Source organism: Streptomyces sp. MMS24-W38, from assembly GCF_059889265.1.
Map to the genome: position 1 here is coordinate 3658958 of NZ_JCBCPP010000001.1, position 16605 is coordinate 3675562.

The following is a 16605-nucleotide window of genomic DNA, read 5'->3' on the forward strand; positions in this document are numbered from 1 at the left end:
CGGTATTCATACATCTGCCGAACCACCTCCTCTCCGAAGTACCGCCAGCCTAAGAAGCGATTCCCTCCGGAGCAACCACTTTTTTCGGTGGCCCCCGAGCGCCGGTGCCGTCAGACGCCGAGCAGCTGCTTCAGCGGGTCGATGGCGAAGTAGACGAGGAAGAGCCCCGCGGTGCTCCACAGCAGCCAGTGCACCTCGCGGCCCTTGCCCAGGCAGGCCTTGATGACCACGTAGGAGATGAAGCCGGCGCCGATGCCGTTGCTGATGGAGTAGGTGAACGGCATGACCACGACGGTCAGGAAGGCGGGGACGGCGAGCTCGAAGCGGTCCCAGTCGATGTGCCTGACCTGCGTCATCATCAGGAAGCCCACCGCGATCAGGGCGGGGGCCGCGGCCTGCATCGGCACGATGGTGAGCAGGGGGGTGAAGAAGAGGGCCAGAGCGAACAGGCCACCGGTGACGAGGTTGGCGAAGCCGGTCCGGGCACCCTCGCCGACACCGGCGGCGGACTCGATGTAGGTGGTGGCGGACGAGGACGAGGAGGCACCGCCCGCGACGGCCGCCGCACTGTCGATGAACAGGACCCGGCCCAGACCGGGGACCTGCCCGCGCTCGTCGAGCAGCCCGGCCTCGGCGGTGACACCGACGACGGTGCCCATCGTGTCGAAGAAGTCGGACAGGATGAGCGTGAAGATCAGCAGGACGATGGTGAGCACGCCGATCTGACCGAACGCGCCCAGCAGGTCGAACTGCCCCAGGAGTCCGAAGTCGGGCGCGGCGACGGGGGTGCCGGGCAGCTCGGGGGCGGTGAGGCCCCAGCTCTTGACGTCGGCGAACTCGTTGACGATGACGGCGAACACCGTCATCGCCAGGATGCTGATGAGGATGGCGCCCCGCACCTTGCGGGCCATGAGGACGAACGTCAGCAGCACACCCAGGCAGAACACGAGCATGGGCCAGCCGGTGAGGGTGCCGGTGCCGAGCTGGACGGGCACGGTGGTGTTCGCGGCGTCCGGGATGCGGGTCACGAACCCGGAGTCCACGAAGCCGATGAAGGCGATGAACATGCCGATGCCGACGCTGATCGCCTGCTTGAGCGGCTGCGGGATGGCGTGCATGATGGCCTCGCGCAGACCGGTCAGCACCAGGACACAGATCAGCAGGCCCTCGAGCACGACCAGGCCCATCGCGTCTTCCCAGGCCATCAGGGGAGCGATCTGGAAGGCGACGACGGCGTTGAGACCCAGGCCCGCGGCCAGGGCGAGCGGCAGGTTGCCGGCCACACCCATGATCACGGTCATCACGGCGGCCACCAGGGTGGTGGCGGTCGCCAGCTGGGCGGCGCTCAGGGTGTGGCCGAACTTGTCCTCGGTGCTGCCCAGGATGATGGGGTTCAGCACCAGGATGTAGGCCATCGTGAAGAACGTGGCGAATCCACCGCGTATCTCCCTGGCGTAGGTCGAGCCGCGTTCACTGATGCGGAAGAACCGGTCGAGCGGGCCGTGGGCTCTGGCGGGCGCCGGGTCGGCCGGGTCGGTCGTGAGGGTTTGCATGGGTGGGTCTCCTGGGCGAGCAGGTGCGGGGAAGCATGACGGCAACCGCCGGGCGCGTGCGGCATCGAAAATTTCGGGAATATCGAAAATGCCGGAAATACCGAAAACACCGAAATCCAGACACACCTGCGGCAGACCGCCAGCGGATTCTACGAACCTGGGCGATTTCCTCAAGCCCTTTGGGGAAAAGAGGAGTTGATTCCCTAGTCGGCCTCCCGTCGGTTCCTACAGAATTCGCCGCGACCTTCCCGTCATAACGGGAGGCAGGCGACAGGAGGGCATGGTGTTCACGGTGGGTCACTCCATACTCTCGGTGCGTGAACTCACCGCTCCCCTTCAACGCGCGCGCCGCCCGGACCCTGCGCGGGAAGGTCGGGATGGCCCCCGGCCACGTCGCCTACGGCATGCGCGCCTCCTACGGCATGACCCACATCACCCCCGACCACATCACCGCGTGGGAGCGCGGTGTCGCCCTGCCCACCGCCACCGAACTCACCGCTCTGGCCGGCGCGCTGTGGTGCTCCCCGAGCGACCTCATGGGTGCTCCCCGCACCCTGCGGGAACACCGGATCGCCAGCGGATTCGCCGCCGAGGACGTCGCCCGCGTCACCAGCCTGAGACTTCACGACTACCTCCGCATGGAGGAGACCGGGCAATGGACCGGCGACCGACGGCAGTCGGCCAAACTGGGCGCCCTCCTCAAGCTCCCCCCGAGAGACTTCGTCGCCATCACCGGCGGGGAGGCGGAACTCACCCGGCTGCTCGCCGAGGCCGTCTCCACCCGCTGGCAGGCCCACATCCGCGACATCGCCCGCCTTCTCTCGATGGAACGCCGCGACCTGCAGGACCCGCTGCGCACCATGCACACCGAGTACCAGTCCCTCATGGCGGCCACCCTCAGCAGGGGCGGCGGCGCCAACGCCTCCGGCGAGCAGGGGCGGCGCTACCTCGACGACATCGTGGACCACTTCTGGTCCCATTTCCCGGAGGGGTGACGCCCCCTGCCGCCCGCGCGTGAGGACGCCGAACCCGGCCGGCCGTGCCGCAGCGTCGCGGTGCTGCGGCACGGCCGGCCGCGATGATGCCGGGGCCGTACGACGATTCCTTCGATGTTGCGGAAACCCGATGTGCGCTGGGTCACGTTCAAGTTGAATGATTGCAAGTGAGTGAACCGATGTGCCGTACGTGCGGACGCGGCCTGCAGGGGGTCCAGGTGAGTGCTTCCCGGCGTAGTGGGGCCACCGACGAACTGGGGCCCGACGAGCCCGAGCGGGAGAGTTCGGGTGGTTCCGGGCGGAAGGGGCCGGGTGGGTCCGGGCGGGAGAGCCCAGCCGGATCCGATCTGCTGGCCGCGTTGTTGGACGGTATGGATGCCGCCCTGTGCGCTCTCGACGCGGACGGGGTGGTGACGCACTGGAACCGGGAGGCGGAACGCGTCCTCGGGTGGACCGCGGTCGAGGCGGTGGGCCGGCAGGGGTTCGCCGGATGGGCGGTGCGCGGCGCCGACGCCGCGGAGGTGGAGGCGCGGCTGATGTCGGCCATGGGCGCGCCGGGCCGGCAGGTGCACGAGTTCGCGCTGCTGACGAAGGACGGCGGCCGGGTGCTGGTGCGGACGCAGTCCGCGGCCGTGCGCGGGCCGGACGGGAAGCCGGCGGGCGTGTACTGCGCGTTCAGCGAGGTGCACGCGCAGATCGACCTGGAGCGGTCGATCGCGCTGAGCGAGGCGCTGCTGGAGGACGCGAGCTGGGGCGTCGTGCTCGTCGACGCCGATCTGCGGCCCGCCGTGGTGAACCCGCACGCGGCCCGCGCGCTCGGCACGGGGCGCGGGTCCGTGCTGGGACGGCCGCTCGGGGAGCTGCTGTCGCAGGGCGTGGAGGAGCTGGAGAGCGCGCTCACCCATGTGCTGGCCGAGGGCGCCCCGCCCGCGCCCGCCGACATCTGGGTGAGCGTGCGGGAGCCGGAGGGCGAGCGGCGGCGGTGCTGGCGGTGCGGGTTCGTGCGGCTGTCGTCGCCGCTGGCGGAGGAACCGGTGCCGCTCGGCGTGGGCTGGCTGTTCCAGGACGTGACCGAGTCCCGGCAGGGCGAGCAGGAGGCGTCGCTGCTGCGGTTCCGCGGGCAGCAACTGCACCGGGCGGCGCGGGCGGCGGCCGAGTGCGAGGACCCGGCGGAGGCGGTCACCGTCCACCTGGACTTCGCGCTGGCCGGATTCGCCGACCACGCACTGATCGACCGGGTGGCCGGCCGGGGGTCCGACGGGACGACGGACGAGGGGGAGAGCGCCGGGCGGGTCCGGCTGGTGCGGATCGCGGCCACCCCTGCCGGGGCGCCGGGGCCGAGCCGGCTGGCCGGGCGGGCGGGTCTGCCGGTGCGGTACCGCGAGGGGCATCCGGCGCTGCAGTGCGTGGAGCGGGCCGGCTCGGTGCGGGCCGACGCGGGGGCGGTGCCGGCGGAGGAGGCACGTGTGTGGGCGGTGTCCCGGCAGTGGCCGGCGGACGCGGCACACGCCCTGTGCACGGTGCTGCGCAGCCGCGGCCGGACGCTGGGCGCCGTGACGTTTCTGCGCGGTCCGGGCCGGAGCGCGTTCGAACGCTTTGACGCGGTGTACGCGGAGGACGTGGCCGCACGCATCGCCACGGCCCTGGACCTGGCGGGAGTGACCGGGCGGCCGGAGTGACGGCGGGCTCTCAGCGCCGGTAGAAGATCCGGTCGGCGTACTGGTCCAGGACGCGGCCGTTCCAGTCGTGGCCGCCGTCGACGTTGCCGGAGCGCAGGAGCGGGGGCTCGACGCCCCGCTCGGCCAGGGTGGCGGCGGCGGTGGCCACGACCGCCTGGAGCAGGGCCGCGGTGACGACCGTGGAGGCGGGGGCGAAGGGGGCGGGGACGTTGTCCAGGGTGAGCTCCGCGTCGCCGACCGCGATCTTGGAATCCAGGACGAGGTCGCAGTGGTCCTTCAGATACGTCCCCGACGCGTGCCGGGACGTCGTCTCCGCCGCGTACGCCACCGAGGTCACGCCGATGACCCTCATCCCCAGGGCGCGGGCGCTCACGGCCATCTCCACCGGGAGCGCGTTGCGCCCGGACAGGGAGACGATCACCAGGGCGTCGCCCGCGCGGGCCGGTGACGCGTCGAGCACGGCGCTCGCGAGGCCGTCGACGCGTTCGAGGGCGGAACCGAGGGTGGCCGGCATCACGTCGACGCCGACGGCACCCGGGACGGCGAGCAGGTTCATCAGGGCGAGTCCGCCCGCGCGGTAGACGACGTCCTGCGCGGCGAGCGAGGAGTGGCCGGCGCCGAAGGCGAAGAGGCGTCCGCCGTTTGTGACCGTGTCCGCGAGCAGGGTGCCCGCGGCCGCCACGGAGTCGGCCTCCTCGTCGCGGACCCGGTGCAGCAGGTCGATCGCGGCGTCGAGGAACCGGCCGGCCGGCGTGCGGTCGCTCATGGAGGACCATCCCTTCGGGGTGGGCTGCTGCGGATCACCGTGCGGTCCGGACCAGCGCCGTGTCAACATGGCGGCAGGGGCCGGGCAGACCTCCGCGGCGGCCCGTACCACCCGGCGAGTGCCCGGCGTTTCCACGGCATGCCCCGGTTGTCGGCGCGATGGGTCAGAATTGAGTCCAGGGCCAGCGCATGCGCCGGTGAGCCGTCCAGCCTCCGGCAGAGCCAATCGCAGATCTCATCGAGGGGCACGTATGTCCGGACTGATCGACACCACGGAGATGTATCTCCGCACCATCCTCGAGCTGGAGGAGGAAGGCGTGGTCCCCATGCGCGCCCGGATCGCCGAGCGGCTCGACCAGAGCGGGCCGACGGTCAGTCAGACGGTGGCCCGGATGGAGCGTGACGGCCTGGTGTCCGTCGCCAGCGACCGGCATCTGGAGCTGACGGAGGAGGGCCGTCGGCTGGCCACCCGGGTGATGCGCAAGCACCGCCTCGCCGAGTGTCTGCTCGTCGACGTGATCGGCCTGGAGTGGGAGCAGGTGCACGCCGAGGCCTGCCGCTGGGAGCACGTGATGAGCGAGGCCGTCGAGCGTCGCGTGCTGGAGCTGCTGCGGCACCCGACCGAGTCGCCCTACGGCAACCCGATCCCGGGCCTGGAGGAGCTGGGCGAGAAGGACGGCGCCGTCCCCTTCCTGGACGAGGGCATGGTGTCCCTGGCCGATCTCGACCCGGGGCCCGAGGGCAAGACGGTCGTGGTGCGCCGTATCGGCGAGCCGATCCAGACGGACGCGCAGCTGATGTACACGCTGCGCCGCGCGGGCGTGCAGCCCGGCTCGGTGGTCAGCGTGACGGAGTCGGCGGGCGGTGTGCTGGTGGGCAGCGGCGGCGAGGCGGCCGAGCTGGAGACGGATGTCGCCTCCCACGTGTTCGTCGCCAAGCCCTAGGGCCCGGGGTCTGGGGCCCGGGGCCTGTCGCCGCATCGCCGCATCGCGCATTGAACCCCCAACTCGTCTCGCCCGGGAGGGAGTTGGGGGTTCGGTGTGATCGGGCCGAATCCGAGATTCGGTGTGCCGAAGTGCAGCGCTCGCCGGGTTCACGTGCGAGGCTGTCGCGTGAGGCATATGACGCGAGGGGCTCTTGGCCGGGTCCGGCACGATGTCGCCCGGCCGGGGAGGGGCGGAGGATGTGCCGTGAGTACGTGAGGGGCCCCGGCGCCGTGCGGCGCCGGGGCCTGTCCTCCCCAGTGCTGACCCGGAGCCCCGAGCTCCCAGGGTCATTCCCCTCGAACCGGTTTCCCCGAGCGGTTCGCCTCCCGCTGGAAATCTCCCCTCGGCCACGACGATCAATCATCGAGGGGTGTCACTCGATCGAGGGGTATTGGCGGCGGGAACGGGGTTCTCGAAAGCGCATTCGATAACCTGTGCGGGGCGGCAACAGCAGACAGGGCAAGCAGCACGGCAGGCAGCGAGCTTGGGGGTGCCAACACGATGGCGCGACGTATCGACGTGACGGGGGCGGACGGCGTACGGCTCACCGCCTGGGAGTTCGGTGATCCCCCCAAGACCGGCGGCGATCCGGCGGAGCACGCCGCCGGGAGCACGAGCGTGCTGTTGTTGCACGGGCTCATGGGGCGGGCTTCGCACTGGGCGCCCACGGCCCGCTGGCTCTCCGGGCGGTACCGGGCCGTCGCCCTCGACCAGCGTGGCCACGGCCGCAGCGACAAGCCCGCGCAGGCCTCGTTCACCCGGGACGCCTATGTCGACGACACCGAGGCCGCCCTGGAGCAGCTCGGTCTCGGCCCGACCGTCCTCATCGGCCACGCGATGGGCGCGCTGACCGCCTGGCAGCTGGCCGCCAAGCGGCCGGACCTGGTGCGCGGGGTGATCATCTGCGACATGCGGGCCTCCGCGCTCGGGGCCGCCTCGCAGCGCGAGTGGGCCCAGTGGTTCAAGGCCTGGCCCCTCCCGTTCGCCACGCTCGCCGACGTACGCAAGTGGTTCGGCGAGGACGACCCCTGGGTGGAGCGGCCGAACCCGGCCCGCGGTGAGTTCTACGCCGAGGTGATGGCCGAGTCCCCGGACGGGTGGCGGCCGGTCTTCGACCCGGACCAGATGCTCCGCTCCCGCGAGACCTGGGTGTACAACGCGCACTGGGAGGAGCTGGCCCAGGTGCGGTGCCCCACCCTGGTGGTCCGCGGCCTCGACGGCGAACTGGGGCGCGCGGAGGCCCAGGAGATGGTCCGCGTCCTGCCCCGCGGCCAGTACGCGGAGGTGGCCGACGCCGGCCACCTGGTCCACTACGACCAGCCGGAGGCCTGGCGGACGGCGATCGAGCCGTTCCTGGCCACCCTCCGCGCCGGCTGAACCCGGCCGCCCGTACCGCTTGTCCGGGGCGCTCAGCCCTTGCTGACCGCGGTGAGGATCTCCGGGAGGCGGCGGGCCGTGCGCGGGGCGGCGAGACGGAGGCCGAGCAGGCCGATGGCGGCGCCGTACACCGTGCCCACCGGGAGCAGCAGCCACGTCCGGCCCTCGCCGCCCGCGCTCACGTTCAGCCAGATCGTGAGCGCGATGACCGGTGCGCACAGCACGGCCGCCGCCACCATGCCACCGAAGATCGAGATCCAGGCGAGCCCGGTCTGCCCCGGCGCGACGTTCTTGTAGCCCTCCTGCGGAATGGAGTAGGGAAAGCACGCCGACGTCCACGCACCGGTCGCGAGCATCGCGCCCAGCAGGGCGAAGGACAGCCCCAGGGCCTCCGGCAGCCGGGGCCAGTCGCCGAGCATCGCGGTGGTCAGGACGGTCACGAGCGTGGCGTAGGGCAGCGTGATCAGCAGCAGGGCCAGGGCACGGGCGCGGAGCTCGGCGTAGGCGTCCCGGGTGCCGGCGATCGTCATCGCGACCATCCAGAACGCCGAGGTGTCCTGGCCGAACTGGTTGTACATCATGATGCCGAGCATCCCGGCGGCGAAGCAGGCGAAGTAGACCGAGCCGGTGCCCTGCCAGGCGTTGAACACCGGCACGATCAGCCCGATGGCCAGCGAGGTCACCCATGCCGCCTTGGTCTTGGGGTCGCGCCAGACGTAGCGGAGGCTGCGCTCCATGACCGTGCCGGTGCGTCCCGCGGGCAGCAGCCGGGCCGGCCCGGTCGAGGCGCGGTCGCGCACGGCCGCCTCGCCGCTCTGCAGGGTGGAACCGTCGGGCGAGGTCATCAACAGGGTCAGCGACCGCGACCACAGCGCGAGCAGCGCCACCAGCGCCCCGACGCTCAGGGCGAACTGGGCGACGGCGATCCCGTACGAGCCCTCGCCCACCGAGTGCACCGCGCCGATCGCGGACGCCGGAGGGATCCAGCGCACCACGTCCGCCGCGGGTTCGAGCTGTTCGAGACCGGAGGCACCGAGCCGCTGCGCACCGAAGTTGACCAGTTGCGCCCCGATCGCGATCAGGAGTCCGCTGAGCACCGCGAGGTCGCGTCCCTTGCGGCTGGTCAGCAGCCGTACGTTGGCGGTGGCGACCGCACGGGCCAGCGCCACGCACACCAGCAGCGCCAGCGGGACGGCGAGTACGGCAGAGGCGCTGACGGCGATCGCCGCCCCGCCGTGCGCGACGGCGATCACCGACCCGACGAGCATGCACAGTGTGAACAGCGGTCCGATGCCGACCAGCGAGGCGATGAGCAGGGCCCGCACCAGCGGCCGGGGACGCAGCGGCAGCATCACCAGCCGGGTCGGGTCGAGCGTCTCGTCACCGCTGGGGAAGAACAGCGGCATCACCGCCCAGCCCAGTGCCAGCACCGCCACCAGCAGCACGACCAGCGACTCGGCGTGGTCGACGCGGCGCAGCACGACGAGGCCGACGAGCTGGAGCGCGGCGAACAGCAGGACGACGACGGCCGAGGTGATGTACGCGGCCTTGCGCCCACCGGACTGCCGCAGTCCGTTGCGCAGCAGGGACAGTTTCAGCCGGACGAAGACCGGGGTGAGCGCGGGGGCGGAGGCGGCCGCGGGGGAGGGGGCGGTCGCGGGAGCGGGGACGGGGGCGCTCACCGGGATCCGCCGCCCAGCCAGTCGAGCTCGGAGCCGGTGTCGCGGCCGTGCGCACCGACGAGTTCCAGGAACGCCGCCTGGAGCGAGGGCGCGTCCCCGCGCACCTCGGCGAGTGGCCCGTGGGCACGGATCCGGCCCGCGGCCATCACCGCGACCCAGTCGCACAGCGACTCGACGAGTTCCATGACGTGGGAGGAGAACACGACCGTGGCGCCGGACGCGGTGTACCGCTCCAGGACGCCCCGGATGATCTGCGCCGAGACCGGGTCGACCCCCTCGAACGGCTCGTCCAGGAACAGCACTTCGGGGTTGTGCAGGAGCGCGGCGGCGAGGCCGATCTTCTTGCGCATACCGGTCGAGTAGTCGACGACCAGCTTGTGCTGGGCCCCGGCCAGGTCGAGGACGTCGAGCAGCTGGGTGGCGCGCTTGTCGACCTCGGCGCCGGGCAGGCCGCGCAACCGGCCGGAGTAGGCGAGCAGTTCACGCCCCGACAGCCGCTCGAACAGCCGCAGCCCCTCCGGCAGCACCCCGATCCGTGCCTTGACCTCGACCGGGTCGCGCCACACGTCGTGTCCCACGACCTCGACGGTGCCCTGATCGGGCCGCAGCAGCCCGGTCACCATCGACAGCGTGGTGGTCTTCCCCGCTCCGTTCGGCCCGACGAGCCCGATGAACTTGCCCGCGGGCAGCTCCAGATCGATCCCGGCCACCGCGATCTGCTGACCGAACCGCTTCCAGAGCCCCTGCACACGCACGGCGGACGAACCCACCCCTGCTCCCTCCGTCATACGAGCACCCTAACGGGGAGGGCGATCCGCGCGGGGCCGGAGCACACGGCCCCACACCGCCCCGACCGACCGCGCCCCGACCGACCGCGCCTCGACCGACCGCGCCTCGACCGACCGCGCCCCACGCCGACCGGGCACCTCCACGGACCCTGCAGCCCTGGTGTTCCCGTGGGCCCTGCGCCCTGGTGGCCCGATCGGACCTGATGGTTCCGTCGGTCCCGGTGGCCCTGCCGGTCCTGCGGGTTCCGTTGTCCTGCCGGGTCCGGTGGTCGGTTCTGCCGGTCCTGGTGGTTGCGTCGATCGCGGAGTTCCGCCGGTCCCGGCAGGTGCGAGGTTCTGCCGAGGCCGGCGGTCCCGGCGGTCCTACTGGCCCTGCCGGCGCCTGAGCTCCTGCTGGTCCTGCCGGTCCCGACGGTCCTGGCGGTCGCGGCCGCAGGCGTAGGCGAGGGGGGAGATCAGTTCCGTCGCGTCCGGCAGCCAGCGGTTCGCCGGGGTCGGCCTGCTGGCCCACTGCACGGCCCCCCTCGACCCGAACCGCGTGGGCGGCGCCGCCACGTACGCCCCCTCGCCCCGCACGCTCAGATCGAGCGGGGACAGCGACCAGCCCAGGGAGCGGATCAGACCCGGCACCTTGGTCGAGGCGCCGGGGAGCACGAAGAACTCCATGCGTCCGGCCGGGCTCAGGGTCACCGGGCCGAGCGTCAGTTGCATCCGCTCCATCCGGGCCAGCGCCAGGAATCCGGCCGTCTCGGGGACGGAGATCGTGTCGAAGGCGTGGCCGGTGGGCAGCAGGATCGAGGCCGTCGGCCACATCTGCCACATGCGGCGAACGGTGGTCGCACTGCCGGTCGCCTGGGCCGCCCAGTCCGAGCGCGCCGGGTGTGCGCCGGGTGCCGGGCACCCGGCGACGCCGCAGGAGCAGCGGTGCACCCCGTTGACGGCCTCCAGCCAGGTGCCCGCGAACACGTCCCAGTGCCGCTCCTCGGTATACCGCACCGCGGTCTCCAGCAGGGTTTCTCCGCGCTGCTTCGGGATGTGTCCGGTGCCGGTGCCCGGGATCGTTTTTTCCACGATGAACACAACTACGTCCGTCACCAGGGGTTACGCCCGTGTCCATGCGCGGGGGAGGAGCACTTGCTTCGCGCCCGGGGCGCATGGGTGCATCCGCGGGGGCGCGCAAGAGGATCCACGTCCCCAGGTGGGTAGCCAGGAGTGGGTGACCGGTGGTGGCCGGCCGGCGGCCGCGACCGGGAGTGGGCGGCCGGCCGGGGCAGGCATCAACTGTCACCCCGGCAATCCGTACATGTCTCGCATCTTCGGCACCTCGGCGGGGCATTGATCTTCAGGGCCGGAACTTTTGCTCCTGGTCGAGAGGAGATGTCAGGAGATGCCGGGTCTCCGGCCGCGGAAGACACGTCAACTCGGTGCGTGGGCAGGCACCGCAGCCACAGGGGGTGTGCCATGGCCGCAAGGCCTCTCGTCGCGCGGCAGCCGAACGAACGACTGCAGGCGCTCATTCAGGAAGCCGGGTGCTCCAACGCCGGGCTGGCCCGCAGGGTCAACCTGTGCGGCGCCGAACACGGCCTCGACCTGCGCTACGACAAGACGTCGGTGGCCCGCTGGCTCCGCGGACAGCAGCCGCGGGGCCGGGCGCCGGCGATCATCGCGGAGGCGCTCGGACGCAAACTGGGCCGCACGGTCACGATCGACGAGATCGGCATGGCCAACGGCAAGAACCTCGCGTCGGGCGTCGGTCTCCAGTTCTCGCCGACGGTGCTGGGGGCCATCGAGCAGGTCTGCGAGCTGTGGCGCAGTGATGTGGGCCGGCGGGACTTCCTGTCCGGCTCCTCCGTCGCCGCGTCCGCCCTCGTGGAGCCGAGCCGGGACTGGCTGATCTCCGCCCCCGACGCGCAGGTGGCGCGCTCGGTCGGGCCGCGGGTCGGGCGGTCCGACGTGGGGGCCGTGCGGTCGATGACGCAGGCCCTGGTGGACCTGGACCACCAGTACGGCAGCGGGCACGTGCGTCCGGTCGTCGTGCACTACCTCAACAGCGTCGTCTCGGGGCTGCTCGCGGGATCTTACCGAGAGGCCGTGGGGCGGGAGTTGTTCGCGGCGGTCGCCCGGCTGACCGAACTCGCCGGATACATGGCGATCGACACCGGGCAACCGGGCCTCGCCCAGCGCTACTACATCCAGGCGCTGCGGCTGGCCCAGGCGGCCGGCGACCGCGGCTACGGCGGGTACGTACTGGCCGCCTCCATGAGCCATCTGGCCGCGCAGCTCGGAAACCCGCGGGAGATCGCGCAGTTGGCGCGAGCCGCGCAGGAAGGCGCGCGGGGCCGGGCGACACCCCGCGCGCAGGCGATGTTCCGCGCGGCGGAGGCACGCGGGCACGCGCTGATGGGCGACGCGCACGCCGCGCAGATCGCGGCCGGGCACGCGATCAGCGCCATGGAGGCGGCCGATCCGGCGTCGGGGGACGATCCCGTGTGGATCGCACACTTCGACGAGGCCTATTTGGCAGACGAGTTGGCGCACTGCCACCGGGATCTGGGACAGGCCGAGGCGGCCGCGCGGTGCGCGCTCGAGGCACTGGCCGGCCATCCGGAGTCCCGGGCCCGGCGCCGGGCGATCGGCTATGTGCTGCTGGCCACCGCGCAGGTGCAGCAGCGGGAGGTCGAACAGGCCTGCAGTACGGGCCTGAAAGCGGTGGAACTGCTCGACGGGCTCAGGTCGAACCGCGGTGCCGAGTACCTGGAGGACTTCCGACAGCGACTGGAGCCGTATCAGGAGGAGCCGGTGGTGCGGGAGTTCGGCGCACGTGTCGCCCTCCCGGCCGCGGCATGAGCATGAACACAGGTACGGGCGGGGGTGCGAGCAAGAGTACGGGTACGCACGGTGGCGGCGTCGGGGGATGAACGGGACGGACTTCGGCGGGCGAACGGGCGGCCAACGTGGAGTTGACGCGGGGCCGGGGTGAAGGAGGGGCCATGAACAGCGTGTGGTGACCTGGTTCTGTTACCGCGATCACAGGGCAGGATCTCAGGCTCCGTGCTGCGTGGCACCGGGCTCCGGGGACCCGGTAGCGTGAGTCGACGATTCACAAGGTCCCCCATGTGTAGGAGTCCCGGTGACGCAGAGTGGACAGGGCGAGGAGCCCTCGGCGCGCCCCGCGCGCGAAGGCATCGTGCTGCCCTCCGACGGTGGCGAGCCCCTGCTGCCGGGCGGGCCGGCCGGTCCGGTAGCCCCGGGCGGTGCGGGCGGACAGCCGCCCGCCTCGGCGCCGCCCGGCGGCCAGACCTGGGGAACGCCCTGGGGACCGGAGGAGCAGTTGCCGGCCCCGTCGCAGGGTCAGGGCTGGCAATCCCCGCCCGCGCAGCAGTGGGGCCCGCAGGAACCGGCCCCCTGGGGCGCGCAGGACCCGGCCGCGAGCGGGCACGGCCAGGGGCAGCACGGTCCGGGTCCGCTGCCGCCCGAGGGCGGGCAGGTCCCGGCGTACGGCGCCCACACCCCGTACGACCCGTCCGCCCCGATGCCGCCGCAGAACGGTTCCTCCTACGGTGTTCCCGCCGTCGACGCGTACGGCTCCGCCGCCGCGGGCGCACTGCCCGACGGGTCGGAGGGGGCCACCCAGTTCCTGCCGCCGGTGCCCGCCGCCCCCGTGGACGAGGGTGCGACGCAGTACATACCCCCGGTGGGCCCGGGGGCGCTGCCCCCCGAGATGCCCGCCGCACACCACTCCGAGGCGACCGGGTACCCGGGCCCGCCCGCGGGCAACCCCGACGCCGAGGCCACCCAGTTCATGGCCCCGGTGACCGACCAGCCCGGGGGAGCCCCGTACGGCGCCGCACCCGGCGCTCCGGGCGACGACGGGAACCGGCAGCCGCCCGCCGAGTTCGACAACCTCTTCCGCGGCGCGGGCGCCGACCCGGGCGCGGTCGGCTCCACCCAGCAGCTCCCCCGCTTCGAGCGTCCGCAGCCCGCCCACACCCCGCCCGGCCGGGGTGGCGGCGGCCGGCGTGCCGCCCGTGGGGGCGACGGCGGCGGCCGGAGCGGACGTACGGGCTCACGGGTGCCGCTCATCGCGGCGGTCGGTGTCGGTCTCGTCGTCCTGGGCATCGGCGCGGGCGCGCTGCTCGGCAGCGGAGACGACGACAGCGGCAAGAAGCAGCCCGTCTCCGCCACCGCCCCCGCGAGCGAGGAACCCGAGGCCGAGGCGTCCCCCACCGTCGACCCGGTCCGTCAGCAGGCAGTGGAGCTGGACAAGCTGCTGGCCGTCAGCGGCGACAGCCGGACCGCCGTGATCAACGCGGTGAACGACGTGAAGGCCTGCCGCAATCTCGACCAGGCGGCCAAGGACCTGCGGGACGCGGCCGACCAGCGCAACCAACTGGTCACCGACCTCTCCGGCATCGAGGTGGACAAGCTGCCCGACCACCAGGCGCTGAGCGCCGCGCTCACCAAGGCGTGGCAGGCGTCGGCGTCGGCCGACGACCACTACGCGGCCTGGGCCGACCAGGTGGCGGGCAAGAAGGGCTGCAAGAAGGGCCAGGCCCGCACGACCGGTCAGACCGAGGCGGGCAACCGGGCCAGCGGCACCGCGACGGAGGAGAAGACCAAGGCGGCCTCGCTGTGGAACGCGATCGCCAAGCAGTACGGCCTGACCGAGCGGCCGCCGACCCAGCTGTGACCGGCTTTTGGCGGCAGCGGGGGCGGCGGAGGACAGGGGAGGACAGCGGAGCGGGCCGGGCCGGTGGACGGCCTCCGTCCGCACCCTGCCCCTCCTCACCCCGCTCCGTCCTCGCCGCGCCCCCGCGCGTCACACCACGTCGGCTTCGTGCAGGGTGTCCGTCACGTCGATGAAGCCCTCGCTGCCGGCCACCAGCCGCCCGTCCTCGACCTTCTGCAGGGTCACGTTGGCGTTGACCAGCCGCGGGAAGCCGACGGCGGCCAACTTGTCCTGGAACTGCCAGCGCAGGGTGGGGGTGAGGCCGCCCGTCTCGACCTTCAGCCCCTTGTTCAGCGTCCGGGTCACACCGCGCGAGCTCACCTCGTCGTCGCCGAGCGACTCGAGGACCTGCTTCAGCACCGTGTAGGCGATCCAGGTGGTCTGCACCCCGGCGTCGGCGGGGTCGATCCGGTTGTCGCCGAACGCCTCCTTCTTGATCACGTCCTTCATCGGGTCCCAGAGCGCGTCGCTCGACGCCGGGTACCAGCCGGTCACGTACGACCCCTCGTACGGGCTCGACGCGCCGCCGGACGTGTTGATCGTCGTCTGGTCGACGCTGCCCATCACGGTCGCGGTGCGCACGTCGGGGTAGTCGGCGCGGGCCCGCCGGAAGGAGTCCATGAAGGTGCCGGTGCGGTCCCCGAGCGCGGGCACCACACAGCCCGGCGCCTCCGGGTCGGTGGTGCTGGTCTCCAGGGCCCGCTTCGACTGCCCGGCGTACTCGGTGGCCTCCTCCTCCGCCCGCTGGTCCGCGGTCGGCTCATGACCGCCGGCGGACAGGCCCGAGTTGAGCAGCGGGGGCAGCTGGTCGCCCGCTATGGTGTCCGGCCGGATCAGGGTGACCGGCCCGCAGGAATCGGCGAGGGCGCGGCCGAGACCGGCCAGCAGCGCCGGCTGGCCGCCGTTGACGGGGTAGGACAGCGGGCTGGTGAACTCGTCGGTGGTGATGCCGTAGCCGCCGATGTACGGGATGCCGGCACCCTCGAGGGTGGGCAGGAAGGCGTCGGCGTGCTGGCTGTACGAGCCGACGACCGCGACGGCGTTCTCCTTGACCGCGGTCCGGGCGCACCGCGCGGCGGCCACACTGTCGTTGCGCTCGTTGCACGTGAGGACGTTGAGCTTGCGGCCGTTGATGCCGCCCTCGGAGTTCACCCAGCGGGCGTAGGCGCGGGCGAAAGCGGGCATGCCGGGCTTGTTGGTGGTCTTGGTCTCCTCGGGCGCCCAGGTCATGACGGTGATCGGGTCGTCGTCGGTCCCCAAGGTGCCGGGGACGACTCCGCAGCCGGCGGCGAGCGTCATCGCCGCCAGCGTGCCCGTGGTCATGACGCCCGCTCTGAACGTCCGGGAGCGGTGGCGGGGAAGGGAACTGCTGCGAATGCGACTGCCGGTCATGCTTACGCACGATTCCCTCACATCGCCAACCCCGGGGTGACCTGTGGTCAACGAGTGGTGACGTGGGAGTGAATTAAGGGGCCGATGTGACCCCTGGGAAGTGGAAACGTACGATCGATGACCGTGCAAGGTTCGGAGAACTCTTCCCGCCGCGGCCGTCGCTCATCCACCATGGGCGGCATGCCACTCAACGACATGCCATGGTGGCGCTGGCGCAGCAATGTGCGCTCCGCGCTGCACATGCTCTCCGACCCCGGGTTCCAGCAGGGGGTCTGGCTGGCCGGGGTGGACGGCTACGGTGACGTCACCGACGCGGTCTACCGGCTGGTCGAGGACACCTGGCTGGACAACTGGTCCGCCGAGAAGTACGTCGGCACGATCTTCCGCGACTCCCAGGAGGCGGCGCTCGTCGACACCGCGGTGCTGCGCGTGCTGCGGATCATGCACCAGGTCGGTCCGGACGCACCGGTCACCGCCTACCTCGAGCACGAGGGATGGCCGGACGCGGTACGGGCCGCGCGGGACGCGCATGTGCGGCTGGCGGTGAGCGACGGGGAGGACCCCGACACCGCGCCGCGGACCCTCGAGGTGCTGAACATCCTCACGCGGTCCGCGTAGCGGGACGGCTCCTCGTCCGCGACCCGCGTATGGGACCCTTT

13 protein-coding genes are annotated in these 16605 nt (G+C 72.2%); 7 read left to right on the plus strand and 6 right to left on the minus strand.

Translation table 11 applies throughout. The annotated features are described in order from the left end of the window. Positions 1-110 precede the first annotated feature (110 nt). Complete coding sequence (locus AC6F7H_RS15620) at positions 111-1553, minus strand: NCS2 family permease (RefSeq protein WP_500757579.1); 1443 nt, start codon at positions 1551-1553, stop codon at positions 111-113. Positions 1554-1870: 317 nt separating this feature from the next. Here AC6F7H_RS15620 and AC6F7H_RS15625 point away from each other — a divergent pair, with 317 nt between their 5' ends. Further along, positions 1871-2548 (plus strand): helix-turn-helix domain-containing protein, encoded by a 678-nt coding sequence (locus AC6F7H_RS15625; protein ID WP_109382685.1) that lies wholly within the window; start codon positions 1871-1873, stop codon positions 2546-2548. A gap of 218 nt (positions 2549-2766) precedes the next feature. Continuing rightward, on the plus strand, positions 2767-4227 hold the full coding sequence (locus AC6F7H_RS15630) for a PAS domain-containing protein (protein ID WP_500757580.1): 1461 nt from the start codon (positions 2767-2769) through the stop codon (positions 4225-4227). A 10-nt stretch (positions 4228-4237) separates the two neighbouring features. Here AC6F7H_RS15630 and AC6F7H_RS15635 read toward each other — a convergent pair whose 3' ends face one another. Continuing rightward, complete coding sequence (locus tag AC6F7H_RS15635; RefSeq protein WP_500757581.1) at positions 4238-4993, minus strand: SIS domain-containing protein; 756 nt, start codon at positions 4991-4993, stop codon at positions 4238-4240. Between the two features lie 250 nt (positions 4994-5243). Here AC6F7H_RS15635 and AC6F7H_RS15640 point away from each other — a divergent pair, with 250 nt between their 5' ends. Both AC6F7H_RS15640 and AC6F7H_RS15645 read left to right on the plus strand, forming a co-directional pair. Next, positions 5244-5936, plus strand: coding sequence for an iron-dependent transcriptional repressor DtxR (locus tag AC6F7H_RS15640; protein WP_500757582.1), 693 nt, complete (start codon positions 5244-5246; stop codon positions 5934-5936). A 543-nt stretch (positions 5937-6479) separates the two neighbouring features. Beyond that, positions 6480-7355, plus strand: a complete 876-nt coding sequence (locus tag AC6F7H_RS15645) for an alpha/beta fold hydrolase (RefSeq protein ID WP_500757583.1) — start codon at positions 6480-6482, stop codon at positions 7353-7355. Positions 7356-7387: 32 nt separating this feature from the next. Here AC6F7H_RS15645 and AC6F7H_RS15650 read toward each other — a convergent pair whose 3' ends face one another. From AC6F7H_RS15650 to AC6F7H_RS15660, 3 genes are all read right to left on the minus strand, one after another. Then, a complete protein-coding gene (locus AC6F7H_RS15650) occupies positions 7388-9037 on the minus strand; it encodes a transporter (protein ID WP_500757584.1) in 1650 nt (549 codons plus the stop codon). Next, on the minus strand, positions 9034-9825 hold the full coding sequence (locus AC6F7H_RS15655; RefSeq protein ID WP_500757585.1) for an ABC transporter ATP-binding protein: 792 nt from the start codon (positions 9823-9825) through the stop codon (positions 9034-9036). The genes AC6F7H_RS15650 and AC6F7H_RS15655 overlap by 4 nt, the downstream gene beginning before the upstream one ends. 363 nt (positions 9826-10188) lie before the next feature. Continuing rightward, complete coding sequence (locus AC6F7H_RS15660) at positions 10189-10905, minus strand: bifunctional DNA primase/polymerase (protein ID WP_500761836.1); 717 nt, start codon at positions 10903-10905, stop codon at positions 10189-10191. 381 nt (positions 10906-11286) lie between these two features. Between AC6F7H_RS15660 and AC6F7H_RS15665 the strand changes: the two genes are divergently transcribed. Next, positions 11287-12672 carry an NsdA family TPR-like regulatory protein gene (locus tag AC6F7H_RS15665; RefSeq protein ID WP_500757586.1) on the plus strand — a complete coding sequence of 462 codons (1386 nt, stop codon included), beginning with the start codon at positions 11287-11289 and terminating at the stop codon, positions 12670-12672. Between the two features lie 283 nt (positions 12673-12955). Continuing rightward, positions 12956-14515 (plus strand): hypothetical protein, encoded by a 1560-nt coding sequence (locus tag AC6F7H_RS15670; RefSeq protein WP_500757587.1) that lies wholly within the window; start codon positions 12956-12958, stop codon positions 14513-14515. Between the two features lie 129 nt (positions 14516-14644). On the opposite strand, the gene AC6F7H_RS15675 is transcribed toward AC6F7H_RS15670, so the two are convergent. Further along, on the minus strand, positions 14645-15946 hold the full coding sequence (locus tag AC6F7H_RS15675; RefSeq protein ID WP_500757588.1) for an ABC transporter substrate-binding protein: 1302 nt from the start codon (positions 15944-15946) through the stop codon (positions 14645-14647). A 117-nt stretch (positions 15947-16063) separates the two neighbouring features. Here AC6F7H_RS15675 and AC6F7H_RS15680 point away from each other — a divergent pair, with 117 nt between their 5' ends. Then, complete coding sequence (locus AC6F7H_RS15680) at positions 16064-16564, plus strand: SCO4402 family protein (protein WP_500757589.1); 501 nt, start codon at positions 16064-16066, stop codon at positions 16562-16564. Positions 16565-16605 lie beyond the last annotated feature (41 nt).